Genomic DNA, 17030 nt, shown 5'->3' on the forward strand with positions numbered 1-17030 from the left:
TTTGAGTAAATAACCAGCAAAAAACAAATTGCGGGCAAAATTAGCTTGCCATCAAAATGTTAAGCCTGAATACTAATTAGTATTCAGGCTTTTTTATTTGTGAATACATGTCGTTATTGTATTTTGAAATCTTCCAACGTGACGAAAGAACTGTTCCAATAACAGAACGTGCTTTGGCATATGGTGATGGGTTGTTTACTACAGCAAAAATATCCTATGGTAAGATTGAGTTAATCGACGAACATATAAATCGATTAAGGCAAGGAGCGCAACGGCTTGGTATTAAAGTTTCATTAAACGGACTGGTAGAAAGGTTAGGTGCCATTGCCTCTGAGTATGAAATAGCAGTCTTGAAAGTTGTAATAAGCGCTGGTGAAGGTGGCCGTGGTTATTCTCGCATCAATTCTTGTTCACAAAAAATTCTGATCTCCGTACATCCATTTCCAGAATATTACTTTGACTGGCAACAAAACGGGATCAGCTTAGGGGTAGCAAAAACGGCAATAGGAATAAATCCGTTACTTGCCGGCTTAAAGCATTTAAACCGCTTGGAACAAATTATCGTAAGACAAGAGTTGGATGCACGCCCCGAGGACGATTTAGTCGTGACCGATTGCCAAGGTAATGTCATCGAAGTATCAGCTGGAAACTTATTTTGGCTACACCTTAATTCTAAAACTTGGCAAACTCCTGCACTTGATAGTGCCGGAGTTAATGGCTTAATAAGGCAAAACTTAGTAGAACAGTTAGACAGTGTAGAAGAAATCACTGTGCAGATTGGAGGTCTAGTAAATGCCAGAAGCATGTTTATTTGTAATTCAGTAATGGGGGTTGTGCCAATTAAAACGTATTTAGATAAACCGCTTGATGTGGCGCCTGTTATGCAATTGAAAAAGCACTTTGAATTATGAAAAAGCTTGCAATCCTCATGTTGTTTATTGCGTTGTCTATATTGTTTGGCTGGCAGCAAATGAATAGTGCACTGCAACAACCATTAAATTTAAAAAATGAACGGTTACTGACGATTACTGCTGGCACGACTATGCATAAGTTTTCAAAGGAGCTAGTAAATGATGGCTATATCGATAGCCGATTTTGGTTAAGAAACTACGCTCGATTATTTCCAGGAAAAGTTGCATTAAAAGTTGGAACTTATCAGCTATTACCAGGCGACTCACTATTGCAAGTCATTGAAAAGGTAACCAGAGGCAAGGAACATCAATTACAAATTACATTTGTTGAGGGTTCTACGCTTAAAGAATGGTTAAGCCAATTGAGAAATAATAAATATATTTTAAAAAGTGCTGCCACAGAAAGCCCTAGTGCTCTATCTAAAGCGTTGAGCACTGAATATAAACATTTAGAAGGTTGGTTTTTTCCTGAAACCTATGCATTTACTCCAGAAACTCAAGATATAGATATTGTTAAACGGGCCTACCAGAAAATGCAGCGAGAACTTGCAGCATTATGGCAAAATAGGGCTAGCGATCTACCCTATAGCAATAGTTATGAAGCGTTGATTATGGCGTCAATAATTGAAAAAGAAACTGCTGTAATTGAAGAGCAGCCCAGAATTGCAGCCGTATTTGTTAACCGTTTAAACAAAAAAATGCGTCTACAAACAGATCCAACCGTTATCTATGGTTTAGGAGATAGGTACAAAGGTGATATAACTCGAAAGCACCTTAGGGAAAAAACGGCGTATAATACATATCGAATTAATGGCTTACCGCCAACACCAATAGCGATGCCAGGTTTAAAAGCTATAAAAGCCGCTTTAAATCCAGAGCAAAGTGACTACTTGTACTTTGTAAGTAAAGGAAATGGTACTCATTATTTCTCCAAATCGTTGGCAGAGCATAATCAAGCAGTTAGAAAATATCAGTTAGGAAAGTCTTAATGAGTTTAGGAAAGTTTATTGTCATTGAAGGTATGGAAGGGGCAGGTAAGTCTTCGGCAATTTCAGTTATTACAGAGGCTTTAAAAGAGCAAAGTATTGCATTTATTCAAACAAGGGAGCCTGGCGGTACACCTCTAGCAGAGCAGCTTCGCGATATTGTGAAATCAGCGAGCCATGAAGAAACCCTTACCCAAGAGACAGAGCTTATGCTGATGTATGCCAGTAGAAGTCAGTTATTAGCGAATGTAATTGCACCTGCACTTAACAAAGGTAACTGGGTTATAGGCGACAGACATGACTTATCATCTCGTGCATACCAAGGTGGTGGTCGTCAAATAGATGATACGGTAATGGAAACCTTAGCTCAGGTAACTTTAAAAGGTTTTAAGCCCGATTTAACCTTATATCTCGATATTGAACCGGCCATTGGATTATCTCGTGCGAAAGCTCGTGGAGAGTTAGATCGAATAGAATTAGAACAAATGGATTTCTTTGAACGTGTACATGCTAAATATAAAGCGCTTGCCGACAAAGACGATAGCATAGTGACAATTGATGCGAGCCAAGCCATGGACAAAGTTCACCAAGATATCCGTTTAGCATTACAGCAGTTTATTACTCAAAATGCATAACGAAGAATATAGCTGGTTAGCCCCACATCAAAGTCGATTGTCGACACAAATCAAGCAACAGAAGTTGCCACATGCTTTGCTTATTACCGGAGCAAAAGGGGCAGGAAAATCACGATTGGCGAACTGGTTAAGTCAAACCATTCAATGTCAGCAAATTTATCAAGATCAAACTGGCGTTTTGCTACCTTGTGGAGTTTGTAAACATTGCCAATTACAGAAGAGCCAAACATTTCCTGATATTGTTGTAATCGAAGAGGCTGACTCGACGATTAGTGTCGATAACATTAGGGCAGTGACGCGATTTTTTGAGACTAAATCTCAGATTGCTCAGCGTAAGGTTGTATTAATTAATACGGTTGAAAATATGACCGTTTCTGCAGCTAATGCACTATTAAAAACACTGGAAGAGCCTAATGAAGGCAACCTTTTAATATTAACTACAGAACATTTAGAACATTTATTACCAACAATAATCAGTCGCTGTCAGCGTGTAGAATTGCGCCCACAACTTGAAGAACAATTTACCCAAGGCACACTATCTGAGCCATATGCGAATACAAGTTATTTGCCAGAGCTTAAAGATAGTGAGGTTCAACAAGCTTATCGGACATTCCTTGATGCTTTTATCCAGTGTTTAACCAACCCAGCAGGCATTATTTCATTTGAACAGCAGTTAAACTCCTCAGAGCGAACTCTAATTTGGTTGGAGCGAATAGTTACACACCTAATGCGGGCTAAAAGTGGTTGGCAAACTCCACAAGAATTAGCCGAAGAGTATAATTTAGCTGCTAACAAATTAGATAATGATTCGTTGTTGGCTATTTTTCAGTTAATATTAGCAGCTAATAAACAGGTGAAAGAATACTCACAAGTTAATTCGGCTATGTTAAAACAACAATTGATTGTAGATTTGGCTGAGATCATTGCAGGTATTGAGAGTTAACATGAATAATTTATATTTGGAATTTATAACAGAGCGGGACTTATACCAGTCGTATATGCCGTTTTTGAAGCATGGTGGCTTATTTGTTAGAACGCCTGAGTATTTTGAACTAGGTGCTGAGGTTACACTTGACGTATTGTTACCTGATTCACTTGAAAAGTCATCTGTTAAAGGCGAAGTTTGCTGGTTAACACCGGTTGGAGCGCAAAATGGTACCCCACCAGGTGTTGGCGTAAGTTTTATTGAAGACAATGAAAACGTTCGTGGTCAAATAGAAAAAATGATCGCCCGCCATTTAAACTCGTCTGAACCAACTCTTACTATGTAAGCACAAATTAAGGTTTATTGTGTATATCGATTCCCATTGTCACTTAGATCGTCTTGATTTAAGTGAGTTTAATCATGAAATTAATAATGTAGTATCCGCTGCTTCTGCAGCAGGTGTTAACAAAATGCTTTGTGTCAGTGTCACGTTAGAAGATTTTCCTGCAATGGTAGAGAAAACCGCGGGATTTGATAATGTGTATTTGTCATGTGGCGTTCATCCGCTTAACCAAGAACATGTGACTAACATTGAACAACTAGAGTCTTTGGCTAAAACCCCTCGTGTAATTGCGGTAGGTGAAACCGGCTTAGATTACTACTATGCGCCGGAAACAAAGCAGCTTCAGCTAGATGCGTTTGTTAAACATATTCAAGTAGCACGAAACATTAATAAACCATTAATTATCCATACGCGTGATGCTAGAGAAGATACAATAAATCTCTTGAAAGCTGAAGGCGCACAACAAGTTGGTGGTATTCTTCATTGTTTTACTGAAAGCTGGGAAATGGCTAAACAGGCAATTGATTTAGGCTTTTACATTTCGTTTTCTGGCATTGTCACGTTTAAAAATGCTCATGAATTAAGAGAGGTTGCCAGGAAGGTACCTGCAGATAGGTTCCTTATTGAAACTGACGCCCCTTATCTAGCGCCTGTACCTCATCGCGGTAAACAAAATCAGCCAGCCTATGTAGTTGAAGTTGCCAAGCATTTAGCCAGTATCCGTGGGTGTAGTGTCGAACAAATTGCACAGCAGTCAACAGATAACTTCAATCAATTATTTCAATTATAAAAGTTAAAGAGTAGTAGATAAAAAAGGACCCGAAACATACGACAGTTTCGGGTTCCAGGGGAATGGCTCAATGGGCTGAGCCGTGCGCTAATTAACTAAATCGAATCGAAAACTGCGAGCATTGATTAAATATTGAGCTAATGTATTTTTAAGTGTAGTGCATTATTTGGGCATTGCTAGAAAAATCAATATATTTTTTAAGTGTTTAATATTTAACAGTTTAATTTAATGTCTTTCTTTGTTTGTCACAGCTTATACCTGATTGTTAACTGGTTGTTCACAAGTTATCTACAGCTGGGCATCAATTCACTTTTATGACATTATTCCTTTACCAAATTAAATAATAAGAAGACATTAGTGTTAAATAAAATTTGGATTAGCTTTTTCTTTTTAGCGTTATTTTCTGCACTATATCAATGGTTGTTCAACGGCAATCAAGAAATTTTTGCTGCACTAATCAATAGCATTTTTGATATGTCTAAAGTAACGGTTGATATTGCTATTGGCTTAATAGGTATACTCAGCTTTTGGCTTGGCGTAATGAAGATTGCCGAGCAAGCGGGGGTTATTAATAAAATAGCACAATGGATTTCCCCGTTATTTACTCGGTTAATGCCACAAGTGCCCAAAGGTCATCCTGCGATGGGATCGATGACGATGAATTTGTCGGCGAATTTTTTAGGGTTAGACAATGCGGCAACCCCGTTAGGGTTAAAGGCCATGAAGGACCTTCAAAGCTTAAATCCTAATAAAGATACAGCAACCGATGCTCAAATTCTTTTTTTAGTGCTCAACACCAGTTCAGTCACATTATTTCCTATCGCAGTCTTTGTTTATCGTGCTCAGCAAGGTGCTGTTAATCCAACCGATGTCTTCATACCTATTCTTTTAGCAACATTTGCGTCGAGTTTTGCGGGGTTACTAGCGGTTTCATATAAACAAAAGATCCATTTAATGCAAAAAGTGGTGTTGATGTATTTTAGCGCTGGTATCGCCATACTGTTCGCACTAATTATTTATTTTGCTCAGTTAAGTAGCGAGTTATTGTCACAACAATCTTCATTATTAGGTAATTCCTTGATCTTTATGACCATCATTGCATTTATCTCTGCGGCTATTTATCGCAAAGTTGATGTTTATGATGCGTTTATCACAGGGGCCAAAGAAGGCTTTGAAACGAGTATTAAACTCATCCCTTATCTACTCGCGATGTTAGTCGCAATAGGAATCTTAAGAGCTAGTGGTGCGTTAGGGCTAATTGTCGACATATTTCGTAGTTTCTTTACTTTATTAGGAGTTAATACCAGTTTTGTAGATGCATTACCGACAGCATTAATGAAACCATTAAGTGGCTCAGGTTCAAGGGCGATGATGATTGAAACAATGAATACCTATGGAGCAGACTCTTTTGCTGGCCGCTTGGCATCTGTGATGCAGGGCTCTACAGAAACGACATTTTATGTATTAGCGGTATATTTTGGCTCAGTAGGTATCAAGCATACTCGTCACGCTGTTTCATGCGGTCTTATTGCTGATTTTGCGGGAATTTTTGCCGCGGTGTGTGTTTGTTACTGGTTTTTTGGTTAAGTCATTTCTTTTTGCTTAACTTAAGGTATTTACTGCTGTCAGCGCTGTAGTCGTGCAAGCTTAATATGTGTTTGCTAATCAATTTATCTAAAATAATGCCGAATTTAATCGTTATTTATAGCTTCACCCTTGTTTGTTTGCGCTTTGATGATAGTTCCATTAAAGCTTTAAGCCAATAATAGCCCAGCAGTTCAAACACTTGGGCACTGTTTGATATTCTTCAATTTCATTACTTTGTAGCTAATTCGTCTTATGCTTATTGATATAGTTAGCTTTTAGTATTTGGAGTTATTGTCGACAATGTTCGTGTGTTTTATTTGACATATCGTTTATTTGAGCTATTATTCGCGTTATATTTTAAAAGTGTCGACAATCCATGCCGTTACAAAACCCTACTCGACAGGCGCCAATTACTGCCGCAGATAAAGTATTCGAACAGCTTCAACATGCAATTGTCGAAGGTGATATTGCCGCAGGCACTAAGATTAGTGAACCTGAACTGGCAAAGAAGTATGAAGTATCAAGGGCTACCTTAAGAGAAGCAATCAACCGTTTAGAAAAGTGTCATTTGGTTGAACGCCAAGCAAATATTGGCGCTCGTATTGTCGAATGTTCTGTAGAAGGGTTACTTGATCTCTATATTACTCGAGAAGCTTTAGAAGGCATGGCTTGCCGACAAGCTGCTGCTAATATGACAGATGAAGAGATTGTTCAAATGCAATCTATGTTAGCAGAGCATGCGAAAGCAAAAGAGTTACAAGAAGGTGTAGCTTATTATCAAGAAGAGGGTGACCTAGACTTTCATTACAAGGTCATTCTAGGCAGTCATAATCAACAACTCATCAATATTCTATGTGGCCAGCTTTATCACTTGCTGCGTATGTATCGTTGCCAATTTGGCATGAATAGCCCTCGAGCCACTCGCGCTTTTGATGAACATTCTCGAATTATTGACGCCATTGCTGATCGTGATGGTGAATTAGCCGAAATTCTCATGCGTCGTCATATAGCGGCGTCGCGTAAAAACATTGAAAAGAAAATTGCGCAGCACAAGCTGCAACAACATAACGAGGACAAATAATATGTCTGTACAATTATCTCCTGGTGCAAAGTTTCGACAAGCATTAGAAAACAACAAGCCGTTAGCGGTTGTAGGTACTATAAATGCGTACTGTGCCATGATGGCAGAGCAGATTGGCCATCAGGCAATCTATCTTTCTGGTGGTGGTGTAGCGAATGCTTCTTACGGTTTACCTGATTTGGGTATGACATCATTAAATGATGTGATTGCTGATGTTCAGCGCATTACTTCAGCATCAAGTTTGCCGCTATTAGTCGACATCGATACCGGTTGGGGAGGCGCATTCAATATCGCTAAGACTATTCGTGATATGGAGAAGGCTGGTGCCGCTGCAGTTCATATTGAAGACCAAGTTGCTCAAAAGCGTTGTGGTCACCGTCCTAATAAAGAAATCGTATCTACAGAAGAAATGGTCGATCGTATCAAAGCGGCTGTTGATGCACGTACAGATAAAGACTTCTTTATCATGGCCCGTACAGATGCATTCGCACAAGAAGGTTTAGAGGCTGCTCTAGAACGTGCCAAAGCATATGTTGCCGCTGGTGCCGACGGTATTTTTGCCGAAGCAGTTAAAACTGAAGAACATTATCGTGCCTTTTCTGAAGCATTAGATGTACCAATTTTGGCGAATATTACTGAGTTTGGTCAAACGGAACTATGGAACCAAAAAGAATTAGGTGAGTGGGGCGCAGATATGGTGCTTTACCCATTATCGGCGTTCAGAGCAATGAATAAAGCTGCAGAGTCTGTGTACCGCACACTATTAACTGATGGCGATCAAAAAGCTGAAATAGATAATATGCAAACTCGTATGGACTTATACGATTACCTTGGATACCACGATTTTGAACAAAAATTAGATAGTTTGTTCTCGGAAGGCAAAAACAAATAAACCTTATAAATATTAAAGAGCTACATTTTCGCTGATTGTGGCTCAATACAACAAGTTAAAAATTGAGGAAAGTGTCATGGTCGATAAAAAATTAGGTGGTGCAGGCCTTCGTGGTCAGAGTGCAGGTGAAACTGCTTTATGTACGGTAGGTAAAACAGGTTCAGGCTTAACGTATCGTGGCTACGATATGAAGGATTTAGCAGAAAATGCACAGTTTGAAGAAGTCGCTTACTTACTTTTATATGGCAAGCTGCCAACACAAACAGAGCTAGACGCGTACAAAGCGCGCTTAAAAGGCATGCGTGCCTTGCCAGCAGCATTAAAAACAGTATTAGAACAAATCCCAGCATCAGCTCATCCGATGGATGTTATGCGTACGGGTTGTTCAATGTTAGGTAATTTAGAAACAGAAGCGACAGATTTCTCAGATCAACTTGATCACATCGACCGCATGCTGGCTACTTTCCCTGGAATCGTGAACTACTGGTATAACTTCAGCCATAACGGCATTCGTGTAGAAACTGACACTGAAGCCGACTCTATTGCTGAGCAATTCCTTTGGACTCTGCATAATAAAAAGCCTGAAGCATTACATGTAGAAGTGATGCATGCATCACTCATTTTGTATGCAGAGCATGAGTTTAATGCATCTACCTTTGCAGGGCGCGTATGTGCATCTACTTTATCAGATATTCATTCTGTTGTTACTGGTGCTATTGGTACGCTTCGTGGTCCACTTCATGGTGGTGCGAATGAAGCTGCAATGGATATGATCGAACAATGGAAATCTGCAGATGAAGCAGAAGCTGCGATGTTAGGTATGCTTGAGCGCAAAGAGAAAATCATGGGATTTGGACATGCGGTTTATCGAACATCAGATCCGCGAAATGCAGTGATCAAAGATTGGTCTAAAAAGCTATCCGAGCAAGTAGGTGATACTCATTTATACGCAGTTTCTGAACGTTGTGAAGCTGTTATGTGGAGAGAGAAGAAACTATTCTGTAATGCAGACTTTTTCCATGCCTCAGCTTATAACTTTATGGGCATTCCAACGAAACTGTTTACACCGATTTTTGTGTGTTCTCGAGTGTCTGGTTGGACTGCTCACGCTATGGAACAGCGAGCGAATAACCGGATTATTCGTCCGTCAGCAGATTATACGGGGCCTGAGCCACAAGAATTTGTTTCTATTGAAAATAGAAGCTAATAAGGAAGGTAATTTTTACCATTAGCAGCGTTACTGAAAAAGGTTGATTGCACACATATTTTAATATGCTGCGCTTCAACCTTTTCCAAAGCCTTGCTACTGGCGAAAATTTCACTTTCTGTAAAATTGACTGTGTTGCTTTATGCCAACATCTGAAGCTTACTTTTTTTAATGTGTAAGCCTTTATATTCTAATCAAATTCAATTGTAGGTTAATTATGAACTATGATTACCGCAAACCGCTACCGGGCGCAGGTATCGATTTTTTCGATACGCGAGAAGCTTGTGAAGCGATAACGCCAGGCGCATACGCCAAACTTCCATATACATCTCGTGTGTTAGCTGAGCAGCTAGTGCGTAAATGTGATCCTGAAAGCTTAACTGCCTCTCTAGAACAAATTCTTTCTAACAAGCGTGACTTGGATTTTCCTTGGTATCCTGCACGTGTCGTATGTCATGATATTTTGGGTCAAACAGCGCTAGTTGATTTGGCAGGCTTACGTGACGCTATCGCTGATCAAGGTGGCGATCCTGCTAAAGTAAATCCAGTTGTTCCAACACAGCTTATTGTTGATCACTCGTTAGCAGTTGAGGCACCGGGTTTTGACCCAGATGCATTTGAGAAAAACCGTGCAATAGAAGACCGCCGAAACGAAGACCGTTTTCACTTTATCGAGTGGACAAAAACCGCATTTAAGAATGTAGACGTTATTCCCGCTGGTAACGGCATTATGCATCAGATCAACTTAGAGAAAATGTCTCCAGTTATTCAAAAACGAGATGGCGTTGCATTTCCTGATACGTGTGTTGGTACCGATTCTCACACGCCGCATGTTGATGCCTTAGGTGTTATTGCAATTGGTGTTGGTGGTTTAGAAGCTGAAACTGTCATGTTGGGTCGTCCATCAATGATGCGTCTGCCAAACATTGTTGGTGTTAAGCTTGTAGGAGAACGTCAACCGGGTATTACGGCAACTGATATTGTATTAGCTATCACTGAGTTTTTACGAAATGAAAAAGTTGTAGGGGCGTATTTAGAATTCTTCGGTGAAGGTGCAAGTTCATTATCAATTGGTGACCGTGCAACTATCTCCAATATGACACCAGAGTACGGTGCATCTGCAGGTATGTTCTACATTGATGAACAAACTATTGACTACCTAAGAATCACAGGTCGTGAACCCGAGCAAGTAGCATTGGTAGAAACCTACGCTAAGCATACGGGGCTATGGGCTGACGATTTAGCAACGGCAGAATACGAACGTGTATTAACGTTTGACTTATCTACAGTTGGCCGCAATATGGCTGGCCCGTCAAATCCACATCGCCGTTTAGCGACAGCAGATTTGGCCGCAAAAGAGATTGCAAAAGACTTAGATAAGGCACAAGCACAAGAGGCAGAAGGTTTGATGCCAGATGGCGCGTGTATCATTGCCGCGATTACTTCCTGTACCAACACGTCAAATCCTCGCAATGTAGTTGCAGCAGGTCTTGTCGCTAAGCGTGCTAATGAATTAGGTTTAGTGCGTAAGCCGTGGGTTAAAACGTCGTTTGCGCCAGGCTCAAAAGTAGCTAAGTTATATCTTGAAGAAGCAGGTCTTCTTTCTGAAATGGAAAAGCTTGGTTTTGGTATTGTCGCCTATGCTTGTACAACCTGTAACGGTATGTCAGGGGCGTTGGACCCGAAAATTCAACAAGAAATTATCGACCGTGATTTATATGCTACGGCGGTACTTTCTGGTAACCGTAACTTTGATGGTCGAATTCATCCATATGCAAAACAAGCTTTCTTGGCATCACCACCATTGGTCGTTGCTTATGCAATAGCAGGGACCATGCGTTTTGATATTGAAACGGATGCGTTAGGGCATGATGCTGATGGTAACGCTATCACGCTAAAAGATATTTGGCCATCTGACGAAGAAATAGATGCGATTGTTGAGGCAAGTGTTAAGCCTGAACAGTTTAAGAAAATTTATACGCCAATGTTCGATTTAGGTGCGTTTGAACCTGCTGAAAGTCCGTTATATGACTGGCGAGAAATGTCGACGTATATTCGCCGACCTCCTTATTGGGAAGGGGCATTGGCAGGTGAACGTACTATGAAAGGTATGCGTCCTTTAGCGGTATTAGGTGACAACATCACAACCGACCACTTATCACCATCAAATGCGATTATGCTTGATAGTGCCGCAGGCGCTTATCTTGATAAAATGGGCTTGCCAGAAGAAGACTTTAACTCTTATGCGACGCATCGTGGTGACCATTTAACCGCGCAACGTGCAACATTTGCCAACCCTAAACTATTCAATGAAATGTGTTTAGATGAAAATGGCGAAGTTAAGCAAGGATCGTTAGCGCGGATTGAACCTGAAGGTACTGAATCACGCATGTGGGAAGCAATTGAGACTTACATGGAGCGCAAGCAACCTTTATGTATTATTGCTGGCGCTGACTATGGTCAAGGCTCTTCACGTGACTGGGCGGCAAAAGGTGTTCGTTTAGCTGGTGTTGAAGTGATTGTAGCCGAAGGTTTTGAACGAATTCACCGTACAAACCTAATTGGTATGGGCGTATTACCACTAGAATTTACCAATGGCGAGACGCGTAAAACCTATAACATTGATGGTACTGAAACATTCGATGTTAAAGGTGATACAGCACCTGGTGGGGTAATGACTGTTATTGTAAACCGTGCAAGTGGTGAAATAGTGGAAATTCCGGTCAAGTGTCGTTTAGACACTGCGGAAGAAGTAACAGTTCATGCCGCGGGTGGGGTATTGCAAAAGTTTGCCAACGACTTCTTAGAGTCTAATGTTTAAAACGACTATTTAAGGTTTCTGCATTGTTGTTGATGCTCATGTACACTTTTACATGAGCTTCAACGCTTAGCAGAATCGCTAAAAATTCTCGTTAAAACATAAAACTCTATTTATACATTGTAAAGGCGGCTTAAGTCGCTTTTATTTTGATTATTATTGAACTATCACTTTGGGATTTTGGTTTTATACAAGGCGGTTAAAAGGAGCGTCGCGTGTTATGTGACGTTAACCAACGTAGAAAAAAACTAAAATAACAAGTGAAAACAAATGAAGGAAAAATATGACATTTCCTGCACAAGTAAAAATTCCAGCTACGTATATCCGTGGTGGTACGTCAAAGGGTGTTTTTTTCAATTTAACGGATTTACCTGAGCGTTGTCAGGTACCAGGTGAAGCACGTGACAACATGTTGCTTCGTGTTATCGGTTCACCTGATCCTTACGGTAAGCAAACTGATGGCATGGGCGGTGCAACTTCAAGTACCTCTAAAACTGTGATCTTAGCTAAATCTGATCAAGAAGGGCATGATGTTGACTATTTGTTTGGTCAAGTCGCCATAGATAGAGCATTTGTCGACTGGTCAGGCAATTGCGGAAATTTAACCGCGGCTGTTGGTTCTTTTGCTATTTACGCTGGTCTAGTCGATCCAGCAAGAATTCCTGATAACGGAATTTGTACCGTACGTATTTGGCAAAAAAACATTGAGAAAACCATTGTTGCGCAAGTACCTATTACCAACGGTGAAGTACAAGAAACAGGTGATTTCGAATTAGACGGCGTGACTTTTCCTGCTGCAGAAGTGCCGGTTGAATTTATCGCACCTGTTGACCCCAGCGAAGCTATGTTTCCAACAGGTAATGTTGTAGATGATCTTGAAGTGCCCGGGATTGGTACCTTTAAAGCCACTATGATCAACGCTGGTATTCCAACGATTTTCTTAAATGCGGATGAAATTGGTTACCAAGGCACTGAGTTACAGGATGATATTAATAACTCAGAAGAAAAGTTAACTTGGTTTGAAACCGTGCGTGCACATGGCGCAATTAAGATGGGCTTAATAAGTGATGTTCACGAAGCAAAATCGCGCCAACACACCCCTAAAATTGCCTTTGTTTCTCCAGCCCAAAACTACGTGGCTTCAAGTGGTAAAGAGATTAAGACAAGCGCTATTGATCTGAACGTGCGGGCATTATCAATGGGTAAATTGCACCATGCAATGATGGGAACTGCCGCGGTCGCAATAGGCACAGCTGCAGCAATTCCTGGTACCACAGTAAACCTTGCCGCAGGTGGTGGTGAGCGTGGTGCTGTTACCTTTGGGCACCCATCAGGAACATTAAAAGTGGGAGCACAAGCGTGTAATAGTGATGGTAACTGGGTTGTTGAAAAAGCCATTATGAGTCGTAGTGCTCGCATTCTAATGGAAGGTTTTGTTCGAATTCCAGAAAATAGTTTCTAGCAATTGAGCGCAATAGAATGGTCAAAAGCAGCTTTTTAGCTGCTTTTTTTATTTATTTGAGGGTAATCAATAACTTTTCTTGAATTATTTTTAAAATAACCTTTACTGAAACTAGTGAGATAACATATTGGTTTGTTTCTATTTTACTTACCGCAAGTTAACCACGCTCAGAGTGCTCTAAAAATTATAATAATTAACGCACAGTTTTACGATTTGAAAATATTAAACACATTAAAAGTCGGGGGAGTATATGACTTTAAACAAGTTAACAGGTGCGTTGCTTATGGCAGTTGCGTCTTCCACTGCTATTGCTGCTGATATTAACTTTAGCGGCTATGGTACTATTCGTGGTGGGATGGCATTTGATGAAGATGCTCAAACTACTAACTTTGGTTACGACGAGACTTTAGATTTTAAAAATGAATCTAAATTTGCTATTCAGGCTATCACACAGTTAAACAAAAAATGGTCGGCGACAATAGTGATGCACGCCGACGGTGCTGAAGATTTTGACATTGAAGCACGTTGGGCTTATTTGAATTATCAATACACTCCTGAGACGACGGTAACACTCGGGCGATTTGCTTTACCTTACTTTAGGCATTCAGATACACAAGACATTGGTTACAGTCATAATTATAGCCGGATGCCAACATCTATATATGATGGCCAGGAGTTTGACCTGATAGAAGGTATTCGGATTACACATGCTACTTATATTGGAGACGCAGATTTAACGCTTAAAGCATCATATGGTTCATTTGATGGAAGCGCTGATACATCTCTAGGAGACGTTGATACTGAGATTACCAATATTATTCAATTTTCCGCAGAATATAGTTATGAATGGTTTTCGTTTTATGCGGGTGTTTTAAGTGCTGACGTTACTTTAGATATAAACGATCAAATAGATCAACAATTAATGTTTACGCTACCGGGATATGTAGTTAGCAACAATACAGTTTACAACCCAACTAATGCAGCGGTTTATGACATGAAAGAAATTTATGTCGAAGAAGACAGTACTGTTTATATGACGGCTGGATTTACCGCTGAGCATGAGAATTGGTTGTTTAATATAGAGTATGCTGCTTACGATGTTGATGATACGTTTTTTGAAGAAAAGAAAGCATTTTACGCTTCAATCTCATACAATTTCGAACAACTGACAGTATCTATAGTTCATGAAGATGCTAGTTATTCTTTTGATTATGATCATGCTAACTCTGCCGATCCTTATGTGAATGGTTTCGCCCAAGCAGTAACAAACGCCTTTTTTAAACCTTCTGAATATGATGCCCAAGGCATACATTTAAGGTATGACGCCATGCCCGGTGTAGCGTATAAATTTGAGTATACCCACTCTAGTGGTGATTTCTCAGGCGATAGTTCTGGTATAGCCACCTTCGGCATTGATTTTGTTTTTTAGGAGCTGTTCATGAGGTTTACTAAGTTTTTGTCTACTTGTTTGTTAGTCACTTTGTGCTCGGTCGCACAAGCTGAAGTCGCGGTAATAGTGCACAAAGATAATTCAGTAGAATTGTCGAAGGGGAAAATTAAACGCGTTTTTATGAAAAAGATTAAGTCGTTTGAAAATGGTAATGAGATTCATGTTGTAAGTCTTAAAGAAGGCCACCCAATTTCAACTGAATTCAATACAAGGGTATTGAAAAAGACGGCATCTAAACTTAAATCATACTGGTCTAAGCTTACCTTTACTGGCCAAGCTAAACCTATGGAGTATATAGATACTTCAGAAGAAATGATTAGCAAAGTAAAAGCCGACCCAAACATGATTGCCTATATCGATGCAAACAAAGTAACAGATGAAGTCAGGGTATTAGCGACATTTTAATTCTTTAGTTATATTTTAACCTTGATATCATATAGAAGCGCCGTTAGGCGCTTTTATTTTTGGTAATATTACTAATGATATACACACCATAAAAACTAAAGGCCTATTTGATGAAACTATTTTATTTTTTCGTTCTTTTTACTTTAAGTTTTAGCTGCACTGCGGAGTTGTTATTTCCCGAACAATATCAAGTGCTAAAAGTAAATGGTAAGGATTATTCAGGAAGTTTTTTTTCATCAGAGTCTCGAGTAGAATTAACTAACACAAAGCAAGTTATTTTGTATCGTTATAATGAGTTGTTTGACGACACTGACAATGACGATCATACCAAAATTAAGTCGGAGCCTTTTGTTTTAATTATCGAAGGCACCCAACAGCGATTGCGAGTCATAGAACCGAACAATCTCGATATTCAACAAGCAAGAACATACGCGTTAAACCCAGTACTTGATATTAGGGGACAATCAGGGCAGGTCATCTCACACACAATAGCTTCTTTGATTGATTTTGAGCAAAGCCAATATCAAAGAGCCGTTAATAAAAATTTAATTAGGCTCGAGCAACCAAGTTCAGCGTTAGTTGATGAGAATGTTGTTAACCAACCTAAACCACTAAAAAATGATTCGCTAGAGAAAGCAAACCAGCCAATTAAAGCACAAAATTCTCGAGCATTAAGTATGTTGAACTATTGGTGGCAACAGGCATCAGAGCAAGAAAGGCAACAGTTCTTACAGCAGCAACTATTAATAAGGCAGTGATATGAAACGTTCAATCCCACTAATTTTCTTACTTTGTTCAAGCGCTTTTTCATTGCATGCCGAGCAACAAGGCATAACTGTAGTTGGTAAAGCGACATTAGAAAAAGCGCCAGATCAATTTAGTGTCTCTTTTACTGTAGAGCAAAGAGGGCGGGTAGTAAGTAAGCTGAAGTCTAGTGTCGATAATAAAGTTAAGCTTTTAGTTAATGCGATAAAGTCGTTACGAGTAGCAGATCGTGATATCACGACCACAAATTTACAAATAACACCCATATATCCACAGCGAAATAATCGTGTTAACCGCGCCTATATAGCCGGAGAAGGCAATGACTCAACTGTATATTCAGTATCTCCTGGCACTAGTAAGACCAAGTCACTTGATATGGAGTTTATGCTAAAGCGTATTGTTAAGGTAAATTTGAACCAAGTAAATCGCTATGAACTTTTATTAGATAAAGCTGTGAAATTAGGTGTCACGAGGATTTCTCCAGTCCAAACGGGTTTTGCAGATGCCGAGAGTTTGTATCAACAAGCATTGATACAAGCATTAAATAATGCGAAAGAAAAGGCAAATAAGCTTGCCCAAAAATTAGAAGTAAACTTAGGCGCTGTTCAGAAAATTCAAGAACAAGCATACCGAGCACCGGGGTCTGTTTTAATGGCAGCAGAGGCTATGGATGTCAGTGCTAGTCGAAAAAATTATACCGGAGTAAATCAAATCTCTGCAGAAGTTACTGTTACATTTGCGATTCAGCATTAATAAAATGCGTTAATAGCGGC

At 39.8% G+C, this 17030-nt stretch carries 16 protein-coding genes; all 16 read left to right on the forward strand.

All coding sequences use genetic code 11. The annotated features are described in order from the left end of the window. The first annotated feature begins 107 nt into the window (after window positions 1–107). Complete coding sequence (gene pabC, locus HII17_RS07580; protein WP_169074734.1) at window positions 108–911, forward strand: aminodeoxychorismate lyase; 804 nt, start codon at window positions 108–110, stop codon at window positions 909–911. Continuing rightward, window positions 908–1900, forward strand: coding sequence for an endolytic transglycosylase MltG (gene mltG / locus HII17_RS07585; protein WP_211185280.1), 993 nt, complete (start codon window positions 908–910; stop codon window positions 1898–1900). The genes pabC and mltG overlap by 4 nt, the downstream gene beginning before the upstream one ends. Further along, on the forward strand, window positions 1900–2532 hold the full coding sequence (tmk, locus tag HII17_RS07590) for a dTMP kinase (protein ID WP_169074735.1): 633 nt from the start codon (window positions 1900–1902) through the stop codon (window positions 2530–2532). The genes mltG and tmk overlap by 1 nt, the downstream gene beginning before the upstream one ends. Further along, window positions 2525–3475: an AAA family ATPase gene (locus HII17_RS07595; RefSeq protein ID WP_169074736.1), complete on the forward strand. Its 951-nt coding sequence runs from the start codon at window positions 2525–2527 to the stop codon at window positions 3473–3475. Before tmk ends, HII17_RS07595 begins: the two co-directional genes overlap by 8 nt. A 1-nt stretch (window position 3476) precedes the next feature. Beyond that, a complete protein-coding gene (locus HII17_RS07600; protein WP_169074737.1) occupies window positions 3477–3803 on the forward strand; it encodes a PilZ domain-containing protein in 327 nt (108 codons plus the stop codon). Between the two features lie 19 nt (window positions 3804–3822). After that, window positions 3823–4590, forward strand: a complete 768-nt coding sequence (locus tag HII17_RS07605) for a TatD family hydrolase (RefSeq protein ID WP_169074738.1) — start codon at window positions 3823–3825, stop codon at window positions 4588–4590. A gap of 357 nt (window positions 4591–4947) precedes the next feature. Next, a complete protein-coding gene (locus HII17_RS07610; RefSeq protein WP_169074739.1) occupies window positions 4948–6177 on the forward strand; it encodes a nucleoside recognition domain-containing protein in 1230 nt (409 codons plus the stop codon). Window positions 6178–6553: 376 nt separating this feature from the next. Then, complete coding sequence (locus tag HII17_RS07615; protein WP_169074740.1) at window positions 6554–7258, forward strand: GntR family transcriptional regulator; 705 nt, start codon at window positions 6554–6556, stop codon at window positions 7256–7258. Window position 7259: 1 nt separating this feature from the next. Further along, on the forward strand, window positions 7260–8150 hold the full coding sequence (gene prpB / locus HII17_RS07620) for a methylisocitrate lyase (RefSeq protein WP_169074741.1): 891 nt from the start codon (window positions 7260–7262) through the stop codon (window positions 8148–8150). 76 nt (window positions 8151–8226) lie between these two features. After that, window positions 8227–9357, forward strand: coding sequence for a bifunctional 2-methylcitrate synthase/citrate synthase (prpC, locus tag HII17_RS07625; protein ID WP_169074742.1), 1131 nt, complete (start codon window positions 8227–8229; stop codon window positions 9355–9357). Between the two features lie 217 nt (window positions 9358–9574). Next, window positions 9575–12178 carry a Fe/S-dependent 2-methylisocitrate dehydratase AcnD gene (acnD, locus tag HII17_RS07630; protein ID WP_169074743.1) on the forward strand — a complete coding sequence of 868 codons (2604 nt, stop codon included), beginning with the start codon at window positions 9575–9577 and terminating at the stop codon, window positions 12176–12178. A gap of 280 nt (window positions 12179–12458) precedes the next feature. Continuing rightward, window positions 12459–13637: a 2-methylaconitate cis-trans isomerase PrpF gene (prpF, locus tag HII17_RS07635; protein ID WP_169074744.1), complete on the forward strand. Its 1179-nt coding sequence runs from the start codon at window positions 12459–12461 to the stop codon at window positions 13635–13637. A gap of 250 nt (window positions 13638–13887) precedes the next feature. Beyond that, window positions 13888–15066 (forward strand): porin family protein, encoded by a 1179-nt coding sequence (locus HII17_RS07640; protein ID WP_169074745.1) that lies wholly within the window; start codon window positions 13888–13890, stop codon window positions 15064–15066. A 9-nt stretch (window positions 15067–15075) separates the two neighbouring features. Continuing rightward, a complete protein-coding gene (locus HII17_RS07645) occupies window positions 15076–15492 on the forward strand; it encodes a substrate-binding domain-containing protein (RefSeq protein WP_169074746.1) in 417 nt (138 codons plus the stop codon). A gap of 110 nt (window positions 15493–15602) precedes the next feature. After that, window positions 15603–16250 carry a DUF2057 family protein gene (locus tag HII17_RS07650; protein ID WP_169074747.1) on the forward strand — a complete coding sequence of 216 codons (648 nt, stop codon included), beginning with the start codon at window positions 15603–15605 and terminating at the stop codon, window positions 16248–16250. A 1-nt stretch (window position 16251) separates the two neighbouring features. Beyond that, a complete protein-coding gene (locus HII17_RS07655; RefSeq protein WP_169074748.1) occupies window positions 16252–17010 on the forward strand; it encodes an SIMPL domain-containing protein in 759 nt (252 codons plus the stop codon). Window positions 17011–17030: the final 20 nt, after the last annotated feature.

It is taken from the genome of Thalassotalea algicola, from assembly GCF_012932965.1.
In the GTDB taxonomy this organism is placed as follows: domain Bacteria; phylum Pseudomonadota; class Gammaproteobacteria; order Enterobacterales; family Alteromonadaceae; genus Thalassotalea_F; species Thalassotalea_F algicola.